Here is a 17,408-nt window from a genome sequence, read left to right on the forward strand (position 1 = left end):
AAATTCGTTTAAAAGTTTAACTGAACACCAAATGAGGCACTCTTAAATGTTGGTGTTCCAACACCTGTACGTCCACCGTTGTAATTCGTTTCATTAAAAATCGAGAAGCCTTCCACCTCTTCCGGATCAATCGGTAAGCCACGAAGCTTATCCCAAGTGAAGAAATTCTCCAACGAAACATAAACACGTAAGTTATTTATCTTAGCTCGTTGCACGATATGCTGAGGAATTGTATACCCCACAGTTAGGTTCTTAATTCTCAAATACGACATATCCAACAGATAGCGGGACTGAACTTGCATATTATTGACATTCGCACTACCGCCGTTGTTGAATGCAGCCGGATAGAATGCTCCTTGATTATCTTTCGTCCAGTAATCGTTTACAAAGCTTGCAGGCATTGCTCCATCTGAAGTGTTAAATCCTGGAATCGCCAAGAATCCTGCTCCCCAAACTTTACGTTGCCCCACACCTTGGAAAAATGCTGAAACATCGAAGCCTTTCCAATCAGCACCAAATCTAAAGCCATACTGATAACGAGGCGTCGAATTACCAATGATCTTCATATCGCCAGGATTATCGATCGTACCGTCACCATTATCGATCTCGCCGTCACCATTCAAATCTTTGAATTTAACATCCCCAGGACCAAAATAGAAATTAGTTGAATTTTGGAATCGTGGCTGATAGACAGGCTTTTCACCATTCGGCCCCTCTTTCAAGAGATAGACGTTATCTGTACTTCCATAATATTTGGTCATATCTGCATTTGGTTTTACCAACTGCGGATTGTTATTTCCATCCAATACAAAATCATTGTATTGGTACAGACGGTCTGTCTCATACCCCCAAATATCACCATATACCCGACCATTATAATTCACACCGGTAGTGCGTAATGACGTATAGCCACTAAAAACAGATTTAGAGTCATCCAAATTAGCCCTAAAATTAATACCCAATCCATTCTCAAATCGGTGATTAAAATCGATGGCCAATTCGAAGCCTTTGGTCGTCAAGGTACCGAAGTTACCCCAAGGCGCCGCAGAACCCAAGGTCAGTGTTGTTCCTTCCAAAGGAGCAAACATATTTTTGGTCTTCTTCTGATACCAGTCAAACGTCAAACCTAATTTATTCTTGAAGAATCTGGCATCCGCACCGAAATCCAGGGTTTCCAGATCTTCCCACGTAACGTTTGGCCAATTCAGTTTTGGCGTACCCACAGAATTCAACAATGCGCCATTGACGATGTAATTAATCTGACCCGCATCCATGTTTGAAACATAAAGATCAGAAGGTACCGTTTGATTTCCGATAACACCCCATGAACCTCTAAACTTCAACTGATTTAATGTAGCCCTTGACCAGTCCATGAATTTTTCTTCTGAAACTACCCAGCCTGCTGAAAAGGATGGAAACCATCGCCATTTCAAATCTGTTGGAAACTTGGAGGAACCATCATAACGGATATTACCTTCAAATAGATACTTATTCTTATACGCATAGTTCACACGGCCAAAATACCCTAATTGTGATTCCCAATACTCACCACCGCTACCCGTAATTTGGCCCACAGCCAAATCAAACTGAGGATTTGTGATATCCAATAAATCAGCACGCTGTGTCCAATGGTAAGAACCATCGTTTGTTACTCTATTTAAACCAAGGATAAATTTAAAGTTATGATCATCATTCAAGTCGAGCTCATACGTTGTAAATGCATTGACAGTATGCTTATGTTCATTTTGTGAACGCATATAGATATGATCTTGCGCAGAACCATTCGCTGTATACATATCATTGGAAAGATCATAAGCTAAAGTTGCATCAGCATCTCCCTTATTGACAACAGCTCCTTCTTTATTGACATAAACTGGATTTCCTTGTGCATCAAACCGTTGTTTAGCTGCTACCCAAGAATTGGCTGCTGTATATCTCGTCCCGTTTTTACGCCAGCTATAATCCTCATTGGTAAATGTATAGTCTACATCTACTTTCCAATTCTTCATTATATTAACTGTAGCACCAGCGCTTAAATTAATATAATTGCGAAGCATGGAAGCTTGGTTTGCCGCCTCATTTTCACTCCATGGACTCCTTATTGGGTTGTTATTTTCGTCATAGCCCATTGGATAAAGGGAACTCCAGCGATACATGTACAACCATGGATCGGCCGTTGTTGAGTTTGTCGCATAAGGATAGATCTTGTTCCGTTGTGCAAACATCGCTCCACCCCTAATAGTCACATATTTATTCAGTTCGGTATTTAGTCTTAATGCAGCATTATACCGTTTAAACTTATCCGAATCGCCGGCCTTTAACATACCGCTTTGGTTTAACGAACCAAATGAAGCTGTATATTGTGTCTTCTTAATGGTACCATTTAAAGACAAGTTATGTGTTTGTGTGGGAGCCCACTCGCGCACCATATAATCATATGGATCATACGTTCTAACACCGTACTTTTTCGTCGGCGACCCCGGATCTACATACCAGTCTCTGCCATATACCGTTGGATCATCTTTCCCGATTGAAGATCCATATTTTTTATCCCACTCCACTGCGCGTTCATAACTTTCTCTATTTACTTTATAGAAAGCACCAGTTTCGGTTCCGCCAACTCTTTCTAATGCGTCAATGGTATATTTCAAGGCATTAACACGTCCCATTTCCAACTTTTTATATGGATTTTGGAATGAGAAGTTATTGGAATAATTTACGGTAACCTTTTCCGCACTTCCACCTGTTTTCGTCTTAATCAATACGACACCAAAAGCAGCTTTCGCACCATAGATGGACGAAGAGGCAGCATCTTTTAATACGGTGATCGACTCAACATCATCCGGATTTACATATTGGATACTCGGGATTTCCACATTATCCACCAAGATCAATGGACTACTATTCCCTTGAATGGAAGATATTGCACCACGAATACGCATGGTAGGATCAGATCCAACCTCACCACTCGGTACAGTAACACTAAATCCTGGTGTCGTTCCTTGAATTGCCCGGCCGACATCGGCGATCGGACGACTCTGTAGATTCTCCTTCACATTGATCGATGAAACCGCACCAGTAAGGTTACCTTTTTTCTGGGTACCGTAACCGACAACGACCACTTCGTCCAACGCTTGATTATCGTCAGCTAGCGTTACATCAAGCGTAGCTGAAGTAACGGCAACCTCCTTTGTCACGTATCCTACAAATGAAAAACGCAACTTGCTCCCCACGGCAGCTGTAATTTTAAAATGCCCCTGAGCGTCAGTCTTAGTTGACGCAGTACCGCCAATCACAGACACACTTACCCCAGAGACTGGACCTTTTCCATCCTTTACAGTACCTTGCACCGTATTTTGAAACGCATTTTTTGCAGAAGAACTCAGAAAGGCGCTTGTTAAATTGTCGCGATTCAAAGCACCTTCTTTTTTTGCAAAAGAATAGGATTCAGAAGGAAAACTCAATCCAAGAGCAACAGAAAATAGTACAAATTTTCGCATTGATTATAGAGTTTTAAAATAAATGATTCTAGTTAATATTGTTAGTTATTGCTATTCGAAATCAGTATAAAGCAGATACTTTTTACGCATTTGCTTATAGGCTTTCAGGTCATCGGACCAAGAAGCACGAATCTGAGCTTCAGATTGTCCGGCAAGGATTTGCTTACGTAATTGATCTGTCCCCGCAAGCTTATCAAAAAATTCAGGCCGCGCGAAGAAAGTGGATTTATCAGGTGTCTTTTGATAAAAGTCCAACAGATATTTTAAGGTAAATTTTTGATGATCAGCATCCAGACCGCGCAAATCAACACCATAATTGACTGTTCCTTTACCCTCCACATGTTTGGACATACCGTGACGTTCGCCCGGTGTAAACGTAAAAGAGCCATAGACCGGATTTGTATAACCTAATACCTGGAACGGCCAATCCGTGCCCCGACCTACCGAAATATCCGTACCTTCAAAAAGACATAGTGAAAGGTACAACCGAACAGAAAGATAATTTGGCAGACTTGGCGATGGGATGACTGGCAGCTCATACCTGCTATTATGATCCCAATTTTTGACCTGTACAATCGTTATATCGGCCTGGCGGCCATGCTCAAGCCAGCGCTCTCCATTGATCATCTGCGCCAGTTCGCCGATTGTTAAACCATGGATCATGGCTATTTTATGCCAGGAAACATCTGATTTAAACTTATCATCATGCCTTACAGGTCCATCCACCTGGTCGCCATTCGGATTTGGACGATCCAGTACAATTAATTTTTTATTATGCTTTGCACATAATTCCATTACACGGTGCAAAGAAGTGATGTATGTATAAAAGCGTGCCCCGACGTCCTGCAGGTCGAAGATCATCACATCAATTGAATTGACGATAGAATCTTGTTTCTTATTACCTCCATATAATGTAAACAGCGGCAAACCAGTCTTTTGATCAACATCATTCCCAAACTTCTCACCACGTTCAACGTTCCCGCGGAAACCATGTTCAGGCGCAAAGGCAAACTTCAAATCAACCTTATTATCGATCAAGACATCGACAAGATGTTTTTTATCAGCCCCTACAATGGAAGTTTGATTTCCCATTATTCCCACTTTCTTACCTTTTAGTTGTGGTAAATACAGCGTAAGTTGATCTGCACCCGGAATAACAACTTGGCTCGTTACCCGGCCGGTCATGCTGTTTACTGCGGTTTTGCTCGCTTGCGTAGACTTCAACGAATTCCCACAGGAAACCCAAGCAACAACAGAAATTAAAAAGGATAGCTTTAATAAGGCATTTTTCATCATAAATAGACTCTTAGATCATGCACAAATTGCAGTTTTATGCACGAATAATTGAAAATCAGAATAAAAGTAAGTAGAACTTTTCGTTTTTAAAACTTAAAGCAACATAAAAACGCAAAAGAAAGTAAGTATTCACTTACAAATTACTTCTGTAACAGGAATTAAACCGCAATATATTAGTTGAGACTGAAAGCAAAAATACATTACAACAAACTGAAAAACAGTCGATTACAATAAATCAGACGATTAAAAAGCAAAATAAGTAAGTGTGCAGAGCACACGCTCACGTAACAAATCAAATACAATTAACATTTTATTAACAATGCAGCAAAATACAGCAAACCAGCAAAATATATTGCAAAACGATCACCAATTGCACACTTATTACTTATTCCTGTAGGAAAACGCAATTTACCTGCAGAACGAAATTCTTCGATTAGGCATGATTTAAGGTAGGGGGTTCAATTTCAGATCGACAAGATGCTTTCTTAGCTCATGCATAAATTTATCTCCCGGATCATCTTTACCCGTGATGTAATTGGGATCAGTTTCTTTCCACCAGCTTGTTTTCTTAAAACGTTGGTACTCATGGTGACCTAAAACAAATTCGATGGGATATTTTTTACTGAGGTAACGGATAAGCTCTTCGTTCGCTTTCAATTGTGCATCAGTCAGTGGGTTCTGGCGACTACCTATATTTTCTATCCCTATTGCACAATAATTGAGACCTATGGTATGCCGTGCAAAAATAGAATCTGGTAAAAACTGATAAATCGTACCGTCACGATCGATGACAAATTGCGAAGATACATTCAAGGCACTGGCCTTGGTCAGTTCCGGACGCCCCGGAAGCCGCGTAGGATTGAATGTATTAAAGGTCGCTTTCACGCTGTTATTCGCGGTCCAATGCACTACCACCATTTTGGGATGGATAACCGGAGTCGACTGCGATAGACCGTGCCGATTTTTGAGGTACTCCAATGAAAGTTGAATACGGTCCTTATCCCAGGTAATCGGTTTTTGAATAATTTTGGGTGATTGTGCAAAAAGCACAAATGGTATAAAAAGAAGAAGGAAATTAATACAATATTTCATAACAAAAACAAACTAGATAAAGAAAGCCGCAGTTGCGGCTTTCAAATTTAAAATTATTCTTTAGTATCCCACCAAACCGGGAATGACCAGATATCGTCATTTAACGCATTCGGATGAGATGCTTTTAAATTATCGGAATTGTAGTTGATCTCATGCGAAACCTGACGTACTCTTCTGAACTGCTTTCCTTGCGGTATTTTAGTTTGTGCTGCTGCGGTCACCGTGTACTCATAGGGAACTGACCAACCGGGATAGACTGAACTGCTAAAATCATAGCGACGCATATCATTCCAGTTTTGCTGTGAAAACGAAAGTGCGATAAATTTTTGCGTCATAATTTTAGCCAATGTAATATCTCCCGCCGTACCAATGCCATTGTTCAGAAAATTATCGATCTTGGCCTGGGTCATTGGCGATTTGCTCGGACTGGCGTCTGCATAAGAACCCAGCTTTATATTCATTAAGTCAATATGTGCTTTAATTCCCTCTTTATAGGCATTGAAGGCACCTGCTTTATCTCCCTTATTAAATAAGACCTCAGCTTTAATAAAGCACATTTCGGGGTATGCAACCAGATGGGTAGGCGCATCGGGACGCGAATAAAATGTACCTGAAGCAGCCACGGTACCATCTTTCCATCTATAGGTATCTGACACATCGCTGTCATATCCCTTGGAACTACTTTTAATGGATACATAAACGGTATCTCCCCAACGTGCTGTATTGGCACTGTTAATATACCAGGAGTGTGGGTTTACCGTACGGCCATTACTCTGAATAGCCACATCTTTATCATTATAAGAGGACGCTATAGGCCCGGAGTTCATGCGGATAGTAGACTGCATATCTACTCCCTTGGAACGGATCATCTTTTTGGGATAACCGTATTCTGCCCAAGGCAATAATTTGTCTGCCCGCGGATCCTCTATGCCTTTATTGTCAAAATTGGTTAATAAATTCTCATACCATTTCGTAACCAAAGTATTGGTATTCATACCCGCATTATTAAAAACGATAGAGGTTTTTACAGGATCTGCAAATAGGATATCCCCGATATTATCAGTCGCATCATCCATATGAGTTATTACTGTACTTTCTCCCACCGAAGTGGCAGCCTTATTTAACGCCGCCAATACATCATCCGGTTTGTACAAAGCGCTCTTTTTCGATAGGTTATTCAACCATCGCGCTTTTAAGCCATAACACATCTTCAGCCACTTACTTACATCGCCACCATTCCAGCTGTCGCCGGCCGACAAGGGAGCAGCAGTGCCAGGCTGCGTCATATTAAAGTATTCAATTGCCTTATCAATATCAGCAAGACAACCTTCGAAAATCACTTTTCCACCATCAAATTTTGGCGTTATGATGGTACCCAAGGCCTCCGTGTAAGGCATCTCACCATACCAATCCGTCATTAGCATAAAACCCATGGCACGGATAGCATGCAATGCACCAAGATAATGGTAAGCCTTATCGGCCGTAGCCTTATCTTCCATATCCTTAAAATTTGCCCCTGCACCGACAAAGAAAAACTGATAAGGTGTGGTCGACATACCTGCCGCAGGGTTCCAGCCAGCAATCATACTGTTTGATGCAGTACCGTTGACAAATGTCAGTTGCTGTGTCACAAACCCCGCCCGTGTCCCCGCTGTCCCTTGTGCATACATATAATAATGCTGTATCCAAGCCAAACGACTCTGGACCGAAGCCACGGTGCTGGATGGCGTATTCGGGTCTATATTGATATCCAACCAATTCTTACTACAGGACGAAAATAAAGTTAGAACCAACAGAAATGAGACTATTCTCTTATATTTATTCATGACTTTTCTATCTTAAAATCTAAAATTTAAACCAAACATAACACCGGCTGTACTTGGCACACCGTTGTAATCAATACCTACCGAACTAGATCCCGTTACACCAGATCCGGCAGCGGAGGCCTCCGGATCAAGCCCTTTGTAGTTGGTCAACAACCAAAGATTAGTACCAGTCAAAGTAGCTGTAAGACCTTTTACCACTTTGGAAACACCGGCATTCTTCAGGACACCGTCCGAAAAGTTGTAGGACATCGAGATATTCCGCAAGCGCAACCAGTTTGTTTTCACCATAAAGTTCGCACTTTCACGGGCGTAGAAATCACTCCAATAATCTTGGATAATCTTCCGTCCGCTTGTTGACACACCTTTAATCGTGTACATCTGGTCGGCCAAGAAAGTGAATGTTTTGTTTTCGTACACCGGAGCGTCGTTTGTTCCGCCGTTACGGATGGCTCCGTCCAAAATCAGCTGATCACGATCTTCGGTTCGCTTGCTCATTCCATTAATCGTCATCGCATAATCTGTACCGTTATAGATATCGCCACCTATACGGAAATCAAACAGGAAGGACAGATTAAAATTTTTATAAGTCAAGCTGTTATTGAATCCACCTGTCAGCTTAGGCTCACGGTTTCCGATATTATATGTCGTCTGGTTGTCACTTGTTGGCATACCCGTATTAGCGTCCAAAACAACTTTTCCATCAGGTGTACGGGTCCATTGCGAACCTGAGATCCCCATAAAGTTTCCTCCGTTAAAGGATGCAGCTTTCGCATTCCCTACCTGCACGTCTGTGACATACAAAATATTGACCCCTGCGAGCAAGTTATCTACTGTCCCTTTGTTTCTGGACATGTTTAACGTAGATTCCCAAACAAAGTCGTTTTTCACAATCGGCTTACCAGTTAAGGACAACTCCATCCCTTTATTGTAGATATCGCCACCGTTGACTGAGATGAAAATATATCCTGTCGATTGTCCTAAACGTGGAGACAGAATCTGGTTATAGGAATTATTGGTATAGTAGGCATAATCCACGCCCAATCGCCCCTTAAAAAAGCGCAATTCAGCACCGACTTCAAACGAACCTGTTGTTTCAGGTTTCAAAAACGGATTACCTTTCTGCCAGTTATTTCCCGCGCCTACAATTCCACCTAAATATTCAACAGGCTTCCAAAGGTAGGTATTGGTTACATACGGATTTGCGTCCTTACCCACGCGCGCCCAGGAAGCTCTCAGCTTTCCAAAATCCAACCAGTCTGGGCGACTGTCTTTCATGAGTTCGGTAAACACAAAGCTACCACCAACAGAAGGATAAAAATAAGACCTATTGTCTAATGGTAACGTCGAGGTCCAGTCATTTCTTCCCGTAACATTCAAAAACAACATATTTTTATATGAAGCTCTTAACTCACCGTACAAACCAAAAAGACGTTTTTTTGTATTGTTTACTGCGAACTGTTTATTCGCTGCTGCTATATTTTCGAAGCTGTAAAAATTGTCTACCTCAAAATGATAGCCCATACGGCGGTTTGTTGTCGTCTTGGTTTGTTCCGAGAAAAATCCCACTAAAGCGCCTAAATCAAAATCACCTACCTTTTTATTGAAATTGGACATGATGTTGGAAGACCAATAGTTGTATTTGAAATCACTTTCCGACATCATACCTTTTTGCCAAGGTTTCTTAATTGCACCACCTTCACCGATAATAGTTGAGTTTTTAGTCAGATAACTATCCATCCCGACACGATAGGTCAGGCTCCACCAATCGAAGATGGGCATACTTGCATTGATACTACCTGTAATACGCTCAGTGTTATCGCCCAAAATATTTTTATTGATTGTCCAGTATGGATTTTCGACATCAGATTCTAGCGGCTGGCGGCCTTCAAACATCCGATACTTCGACCCGTCATCGTTGAGGTATTTCTTCATATTATCACTTCTTGACCAGCTGTACAGGGACTCCATCGCTCCTGTACCACCTGATCCCCATAGCCCCGCAGAAGTTAGGGTTTTATCTGTATTTGCCAGCGAATACCCCACATTAGCGCCCACCGTCAGTTTACCAAATTTTTGATCCCCATTAAAGCGGAACGTGGTTTTATCAAAGCTTGTATTAGGTACGATACCCTTTTGATCAAAGCGGGAACCAGACAAATAGAATGATCCATTTTTATTTCCGCCGGATAAATTAACGGTATTGTCAAATACCGTCGAATGCTGGAAGAAATCTTTCACGTTGTTATAAACAACATCATTACTTCCAAATTTTTCGCCCCAGGATTGCGTGGTATAATCATCCAGTACACCCGCACTGTTATAATAGCCACGTTTGTATTTTCCTTGCTGCTCTGGCAAGCGATTCACCCAATTATTTGAAAATCTACTTGAAAAACCAATCTCCGTACGCCCTTCTTGTCCCTTTTTCGTCGTAATGATAATAGCTCCCGCAGCAGCTCTTGACCCGTATAAGGCTGCCGCAGCCGGACCTTTCAACACCGACACATTGTCGATATCTTCGGGATTAATATCCATCACCCGGTTACTGTTAGAGGTTGCTGTTGCTTGAGCGCCATCGAAGGCACTATTTCCTCCAATAACCGTAGAGTTATCGTAGATCACACCGTCTACAACAAACAAGGGCTGGTTGTCGCGCTCAAGAGAAGTTCCGCCGCGAAGAATAATCTGCGCTCCGGCACCGGCAGAACCCGAAGCCTGTGTTACATTAACCCCTGCAATCTTCCCTGCCAATGAATTAACCACGTTTGCCGTCTTATTCTTCATCAACTCATCCGATTTTATGTCCTGAACAGCATAGCCAAGCGCCTTTTTTTCCTTCTTAATTCCCATGGCCGTCACAACCACCTCTTCAAGCGCCTCCTCACTGCCAGAAAGCGTAACATTGATCGTTGCATTTGTCCCAACCAGTTGTTGTCTTTCCTGAGAACCCACGGCTCTGAAAATCAAAATATCGCCTGGCTCCGCATTGATGGTGAAACTTCCATCAGGCTTAGTTTGTGTACTGACAGATTTACCTTTGATGCTTACGGTTACATTAGGCATTGTACCACCATCAGAAGCATTCGTCACTTTACCCGTTACAGTTTTGGTCTGTGCCCATAAACTGGTTGACAGCATCACCCCTGAACAGAATAAGAGAATTTTTTTATTCATGGTTTTTAGTTAGTTGTTAATAATTTTCCATAACGGGCGGTTCCAACCCTAAGTTTATATCAATTACTACACAATAGTATGAAAAGCTTCCTATTTTTGCAAGCTTATGCATAATTATTTGAAAAAGAAATAACAATAAACACATTAACGCACAATCTGACAGCAAAAAAACCATTAATTCCTATAAAAACAGATACAAAAACGCATAGCACAGCAAAATAAAAACCAAAACATCTTATAAAAGCATTTAGCAAGACCTTTTCACCGAATTTGATAGCAGAAAACAAACATTAGCACAACAAAACCACCAATAGCATGCAGCATCCAACACATAACAGCGTGCTTATGCAAAGGAATATTCGATTTACACCGCCATTTTAGACTAATTATTAGCTACTGTATTCGGAGATTACTCGGTGCTTCTTCGGTGCTTCTTCGGTACTCCTTCGGTGCTTCTTCGGTTGCAAGCGAATAAAGTCCGACTAAATTCCGTTCAAGATTCGTTGTAAATCCGAAAAAAGGTTGAATCTACTATTGATCAATACCTATTTATTTTGTAACTTAAAGAAAAATCAATCGCAATTAACTTAGATTATGGCAGTCATTAAAAACGGTGCCAATGGCACGCTTTCGGGCAAAGCAGGATCAGTAGTATTTGTTACCAATGGAAATACAACCTATGCAAGGGGCTTACCTAAGAAAAGTAGAAAAAAACCTTCTGCAGATCAAATTCAATCAAGGTCACGTTTCTCCCTCATCCAAAAATTTATCTCCCCAATGCTAGATTTAATACGGGTCGGATTTAAAAATTATAACCCCGAGAAGAAAGCATATGGCAATGCGATGTCTTACAACCTCAATAATGCCGTAGAAAAAACGGCAACTGGCTATGTCATCAATTTTGAAAACTTTCGCGTGAGTAAAGGAACCCCCAATCCCATTTCCACCCATACATTTCAGGTAGATGAAGAGACAGGAACATTTACACTCACCTGGGAATATGATGCAGATACTGCATCACAACATAACATCAGCTCGAGTAATTGCCGTTTGCTGCTATACAATCCCGATGAGTGCGCTTTCACAAATGAAAGCATGAATCCTCTTACGCATAAAACACAGACAGCTATCCTATCCCGACAGCAAACCGTCGGCAACTATCATGTCTATGTATTTTTCTACAAAACAGACGGAAGCGATGAATGCACAGACAGTAAATATCTAGGGACATTTGAATGGTAAGAAAGGAAAGAAGGCCTAGGAGCTCAGACTGATCTTCACATCAAAATGCTGCTTGATATAGGCCTGCTGCTCCGCAGAATCTGTCTCCAGATCATGAATAGCACGGTCTCTTTCTTTGTCGACTTCCATCTTCACCACACAGCGGTAGAAACGAAATACATCTTTTTCGGTCTCCAATATTAACCTTGGCACCCGGGCGGGCTTGCCTGTTTCATCTTTTGCCACCATCGTAAAATAAGAGGAATTACAATGCTTGGTTTCGCCCGTCTGAATATTCATGGCTTCTACCCGAATACCGACTTCCATAGAAGAGTTACCTACATAATTCACAGAAGCGATCAATGTCACCAATTCGCCCACCTCAATAGGCTTCAAAAAATCAACTTTGCCAACGGAGGCCGTCACACAATAATGTGCAGAAAATTTAGATGCCACCGCAAAAGCGATCTGATCCATCAAAGATAAAATATAACCGCCGTGAATTTTACCGCCAAAATTAGCATTGGAGGGCAACATCAGCTGTGACATCCGAATCACAGATTCGCTTACCGTTTTATAGATTTCTTCCATACCCATAAATTTACTTTGGATAGATTACAATTCAAAACAAAACCTGAATGAATCACATGGGCTTACGTACACGCGCCAACAGAAGGTTCGTCCTGACCATTACCGATAGATAATGATACAAAAAAGGGATATCCAAAATTCAGATATCCCTTTTTTACGCGTTGATGAAACAACAGCTCGTTATTTTATCTTCTCTGCGGCATAAGGACCTTCGTTGCTCAAACGGTCAACAGCCTTTACCGCAACATACTGTAGTTTTTTGTTGTTCAATGTCGTTGGGATGTCCTTACCTGTAACCCCAGGCTCCAATATTTCATATTGCCACACGCCACCGTAGTTGAGATACAATACCCATTTTGCAACCTGATCAATTTGCTGGTGCTGCCATTTCACAAAAGTAGTACCCCCCTGTGGAGTTACCAGCAAAGTAGGTTTCAACAAAGGATTTGCATTTAACCAAGGACTTGTTGGTACCAATGCTTTCACCTGATAAGGCCCATTCACCAAAGCTTGTGTCATGGCCGGGTTTTTGGTAAGCCCTGCCAGACTCCAGTGGATCACCCCTTCTCGGTTATCAGGCAATAGCGTACGTGCTGCCTCCACTTGATTAACAATTTCCTGAACATATTCCGGACCACGTCTGCCAACCGTATTGATGCCCGGCCAAAGGTGGCGTCCCATGGTATTCTCACTTTCCCACCATTTTAACAAAGCCGTATAGCTTTGTCTGGCTGGCTGTATAGGCCAATACAACTGGGGAGCAAAATAGTCTATCCAGCCTTTGTTCAACCATAATTTAGCATCTGCGTAAAGCATATCATACTGGCTAGATCCCTGGATTCCTGACGGATAACCCGGTTTCCAGATACCAAAGGGGCTGATACCGAATTTTACAAAATTCTTCTCTTTCTTAATATCCTTATAAATCCGTTCGATAAAGGTATTCACACTATTTCTGCGGAAGTCTCCGCGTGATAGATCCCCGCCATTACGTTTGTATTCATTGTAACTATCCGAATCCGGGAAATCCTGTCCACCATTATATTCCGCGTAAGGATAGAAATAATCATCGAAATGTACACCATCGATATCATAACGCTTGACAATATCCATAACCACACGTGCAGCGTGGTCCTGTGTAGATTGTTTGGAAGGATCAAACCAATAATAGCCCTGCTTCAATTTGACAACCGACTCAGGCATTTTACGTGCCATGGAAGCTGAAGTAACAGCACCGCCAGCAGTATGATGAGCACGGTAAGGGTTCAACCAAACATGCAGCTCAATTCCTCGTTTATGCGCCTGCTCAACCCAAAAATCAAGCGGGTCATAATAAGGGGAAGGTGCCTGTCCTTCTGTACCTGTCAAAAAATAAGACCAGGGTTCAAGATCACTTTTATAAAATGCATCGGCTGATGGACGCACCTGAAAAACAACAGCATTAAAATTATTGTTTTTCAAAAAATCCAAAATACCAATTGCTTCCTGTTGCTGCTCGGCGGTACTCAGGTTATTTTTGCTCGGCCAATTGATATTGGCAACAGAAGCCACCCAAGCGGCGCGAAACTCGCGCGGTAATACCGGAAGATCAACAACAATTTCCTTCTTCTTTTCTGCAACCGGCTGTTCTTTTGTTTCAATTGTATTTTTCACCCGTTCGCGCTTGGGTACCGAAGGCGGATCTTTTTTTACAATTTCGACATTTGTAATTGTGGTATTGACAGGCTCTTGTTTTTTATTTTTCTTGGATGAACAAGAAGATAAAACAAAAAGTGCTGTCGCTAAAAATAATAGGGAACGTTTCATCAAGCTATAGAATAGTGTTTTTTCAAAATAACGAACGAAGATACATATAATATTAGTCAATCACGGCCAATCGGTTAATCTTCTCCGACATAGATCAACGCTTGAACTCTCCTTTGAAGATCACCTGCTTCAGCTTAAAGTCGTCGTTAAAGACAATGACATTCGCTATGCTCCCCTGATTGAGGTTTCCAATATCCGTCCTTTTTAAAAGATTTGCGGGATACCGTGTTGCCATTCGGATCGCTTCATCAAGCGATATACCAACTTTTTGCACAGCATTTTTTACCCCCTCAAGCAAGGAGATTGCCGCTCCTGAGATGGTGCCATCAGGCAGGGAATAATAGCCATCGTTCAATACGTGATGATAGATGTCTTTATCGCAGGCGGCTACAGCATCTGTAATCATAAACAGCCGCTCAGCCATCTGACGTTTCGCAATTTTTACGGCTTCAAAGCTGACATGATGTCCGTCGACAATAATACTTGCTTGTGCAGTCGGATGATTAAAAATTGCGCCGACTAACCCGACTTCGCGATGATGTAACGGCGACATGGCATTAAACAGGTGGGTACTTGTTGGAATCCCCAGATCATAACCGTGGGTACCTTCCTCAAAAGTCGCATCACTATGTCCGGCACTGAGCAATAGATTATAGCCCTGCAAATGCTGTAAGATATCATCAGCGATACATTCTGGCGCAATGGTCATCATCTTGACAACCTGATTTCCGGACAAAAGATCGTCAATCTTTTCCTTTGTAGGCTCGATAATTAATTCCGCGGGATGCGCACCCCGTTTTTTAGGATTCAAAAAGGGACCTTCCAGATGCAATCCTAAAAATGCATCGTGCCGAAAGCCTTCTGCCACCCGAATGGCATCCTTAAATACGGGAATGGTATTGGTCGCTAAGGTCATCATAAAAGAAGTTGTGCCTTTACGGACCAAACCCTCAGCGATGCGTTCCAAAGAGGCTACACTACGTTCGGCAGAATACAAGTCCGATCCGTCACCATACAATTGAAGGTCAATCAGCCCAGCACAAATATTAGACCCGCCGACTGGATAACTGGTATAATCTGCAGGCACCTCATCATCATGGACAATCGCTACAATTTTGCCTTCGCTGATCAGCAATGCTCTTTGCTCCAAAATCGACTCACCAGTGTATATTTTGCCACCAATTAATGCTATCTTATTATTCATATAAATTCTATTTCATTACCAAGTTACCAAAATTCAAAAAAAACCTGTCACTTGCATAAGATTTTGTTTCGTAGCCTACAAGAAATCCGTTCAAAGTTTTTGATCTTTTCATTTTCACTTTCTAATTTACTGTTGTAACTTAGTTCCATGTACTTCTTTAGAAAGCGTAACGCCGATCGCCCCACAAATGGCAGCATAAAAGCTATGCATATTATTAATGCAACGGCCATTATTGTCTTTTTATTGGGCCTGATCTACAAAATATTTTTTACTTCCTAAACACTGTTATCCATGTCAAAAAAAGAAATTTTAAATACCGACAAAGCTCCTGCTGCAATAGGACCATATAACCAGGCAATCAAAGCCGGTAATACATTATATGTCTCTGGACAAATTCCTCTGGTTCCCGAAACAATGGAATTAATTTCATCGGGTGTGAAAGACGAAGCGCATCAGGTACTGAAAAATGTAGAAGCTATCTTGACCAATGCGGGATATACTTTTGAAGATGTTGTCAAAGCTTCGATTTTCTTAAGTGATATGGGCAATTTTACCTTAGTCAATGAAGTCTATGCCGAATATTTTAAGGAAGCGCAACCAGCACGTGAGTGTGTTGCGGTAAAAACCCTTCCTAAGAATGTAAATGTCGAAATTTCGGTCATTGCCTGGAAAGATTAATCCGTGGAAAATAACAACGAAACAGCAAGCCGCGGAAAATATCTTTTCGCGGCTTTTTTGGCCCCTTTTATCTGGGGTTTTATGTCTATCCCTGTACGCTGGATACGCGTCTATCCGGCCGAGGATCTTCTCTATTTTAGAATAATAACTGCGCTCCTGATCCTTTGGATATACCTGCTGCTGTTTCGAAGAAAAACCTTTAAAGCTGATATTCTTAAGTTTCAGCTTCTACCTCGAGTGGGCAAGATCCGTCAAATTTGTCTTACCTTCCTCGCTTCGGCGTTAATCTTTGGCAACTGGTTTACTTATATCTATGCGGTCAACCATATTAGCATTCAGTCTGCGGCATTGGCTTACCTGACCTGCCCCCTGATCACGGCGGCGGGTGCCTATCTCATGCTCCAGGAAAAGCTAACGAACTGGCAAAAAACAGCGCTTTTTATTGCCTTTGGCAGCGTTTGCCTCCTTGCAAATGGCTCGCTTCATGATGTCCTATGGGCTATCACTATTGCCACCTGTTACGCTTTTTATCTGATCGTACAACGGGTATCTACGGGTTTCGATAAACTCAATCAATTGGTGGTCCAGCTCAGTATATGTGCATTATTTGTGATCCCCAAACTAATCTATAATCATCATGCAATTCCTACAGACCCCATATTTTGGAGCACCATAGTTCTTATCGCATCGCTATTCACGATTATCCCCCTATTCCTGAGCATGTATGCACTCATTGGCATTTCATCAACAACGACTGGCGTTCTGCTCTATATTAATCCACTGATCGCTTTTACTTTGGCTGCAACCTATTTCGGAGAACCCGTTTCTCCAATCAAATATGTCGCTTACGGAATTATACTGGTTGCGATCATGCTATTTAATGCTGCAAACATCAAACAGGTTTTTGCAAGGCCATCACGCGGTTAAGCACAATGATACCCAATGCAATAGGAAACTTCATCCACATGGAATGGCCAGTTTCTAGCAGAAAACAGTTATTTTATTCATATCCACCAACCA

At 41.8% G+C, this 17,408-nt stretch carries 12 protein-coding genes; 4 read left to right on the top strand and 8 right to left on the bottom strand.

Going from position 1 to position 17,408, the window contains the following annotated elements; all coding sequences use genetic code 11:
- Nucleotides 1-8: 8 nt before the first annotated feature.
- From B3P16_RS13635 to B3P16_RS13655, 5 genes are all read right to left on the bottom strand, one after another.
- Nucleotides 9-3,500 carry a SusC/RagA family TonB-linked outer membrane protein gene (locus tag B3P16_RS13635; RefSeq protein ID WP_159333453.1) on the bottom strand — a complete coding sequence of 1,164 codons (3,492 nt, stop codon included), beginning with the start codon at nucleotides 3,498-3,500 and terminating at the stop codon, nucleotides 9-11.
- A gap of 51 nt (nucleotides 3,501-3,551) precedes the next feature.
- Complete coding sequence (locus tag B3P16_RS13640; protein WP_286843281.1) at nucleotides 3,552-4,796, bottom strand: exo-beta-N-acetylmuramidase NamZ family protein; 1,245 nt, start codon at nucleotides 4,794-4,796, stop codon at nucleotides 3,552-3,554.
- A gap of 444 nt (nucleotides 4,797-5,240) precedes the next feature.
- Nucleotides 5,241-5,888 carry an N-acetylmuramoyl-L-alanine amidase gene (locus B3P16_RS13645; RefSeq protein WP_159333454.1) on the bottom strand — a complete coding sequence of 216 codons (648 nt, stop codon included), beginning with the start codon at nucleotides 5,886-5,888 and terminating at the stop codon, nucleotides 5,241-5,243.
- Between the two features lie 53 nt (nucleotides 5,889-5,941).
- Nucleotides 5,942-7,714 (bottom strand): SusD/RagB family nutrient-binding outer membrane lipoprotein, encoded by a 1,773-nt coding sequence (locus B3P16_RS13650; protein WP_159333455.1) that lies wholly within the window; start codon nucleotides 7,712-7,714, stop codon nucleotides 5,942-5,944.
- A gap of 12 nt (nucleotides 7,715-7,726) precedes the next feature.
- On the bottom strand, nucleotides 7,727-10,888 hold the full coding sequence (locus B3P16_RS13655; protein WP_286843283.1) for a SusC/RagA family TonB-linked outer membrane protein: 3,162 nt from the start codon (nucleotides 10,886-10,888) through the stop codon (nucleotides 7,727-7,729).
- Between the two features lie 594 nt (nucleotides 10,889-11,482).
- Between B3P16_RS13655 and B3P16_RS13660 the strand changes: the two genes are divergently transcribed.
- Nucleotides 11,483-12,130: a DUF6266 family protein gene (locus tag B3P16_RS13660; RefSeq protein WP_159333457.1), complete on the top strand. Its 648-nt coding sequence runs from the start codon at nucleotides 11,483-11,485 to the stop codon at nucleotides 12,128-12,130.
- A 15-nt stretch (nucleotides 12,131-12,145) separates the two neighbouring features.
- On the opposite strand, the gene B3P16_RS13665 is transcribed toward B3P16_RS13660, so the two are convergent.
- The 3 genes from B3P16_RS13665 to nagA all read right to left on the bottom strand — a co-directional run bounded on the left by B3P16_RS13665 (nucleotide 12,146) and on the right by nagA (nucleotide 15,710).
- Nucleotides 12,146-12,700, bottom strand: coding sequence for an acyl-CoA thioesterase (locus B3P16_RS13665; RefSeq protein WP_046672667.1), 555 nt, complete (start codon nucleotides 12,698-12,700; stop codon nucleotides 12,146-12,148).
- A 180-nt stretch (nucleotides 12,701-12,880) separates the two neighbouring features.
- The gene (locus tag B3P16_RS13670) at nucleotides 12,881-14,506 is read right to left on the bottom strand and encodes a glycoside hydrolase family 10 protein (protein ID WP_286843285.1); all 1,626 of its coding nucleotides are present in this window, start codon (nucleotides 14,504-14,506) and stop codon (nucleotides 12,881-12,883) included.
- Between the two features lie 94 nt (nucleotides 14,507-14,600).
- Nucleotides 14,601-15,710, bottom strand: coding sequence for an N-acetylglucosamine-6-phosphate deacetylase (gene nagA / locus B3P16_RS13675; RefSeq protein WP_286843287.1), 1,110 nt, complete (start codon nucleotides 15,708-15,710; stop codon nucleotides 14,601-14,603).
- Between the two features lie 147 nt (nucleotides 15,711-15,857).
- Between nagA and B3P16_RS24260 the strand changes: the two genes are divergently transcribed.
- The 3 genes from B3P16_RS24260 to B3P16_RS13685 are packed head-to-tail and all read left to right on the top strand — an operon-like array spanning nucleotide 15,858 to nucleotide 17,315.
- Nucleotides 15,858-15,989, top strand: coding sequence for a DUF6728 family protein (locus tag B3P16_RS24260; RefSeq protein ID WP_312128511.1), 132 nt, complete (start codon nucleotides 15,858-15,860; stop codon nucleotides 15,987-15,989).
- Nucleotides 15,990-16,001: 12 nt separating this feature from the next.
- A complete protein-coding gene (locus B3P16_RS13680; protein WP_159333461.1) occupies nucleotides 16,002-16,388 on the top strand; it encodes a RidA family protein in 387 nt (128 codons plus the stop codon).
- Between the two features lie 3 nt (nucleotides 16,389-16,391).
- A complete protein-coding gene (locus B3P16_RS13685; RefSeq protein ID WP_286843289.1) occupies nucleotides 16,392-17,315 on the top strand; it encodes an EamA family transporter in 924 nt (307 codons plus the stop codon).
- The last annotated feature ends 93 nt before the right edge of the window (nucleotides 17,316-17,408 follow it).

The organism is Sphingobacterium sp. UBA7631 (genome assembly GCF_002483935.1).
GTDB classification, from domain to species: Bacteria; Bacteroidota; Bacteroidia; order Sphingobacteriales; family Sphingobacteriaceae; genus Sphingobacterium; species Sphingobacterium multivorum.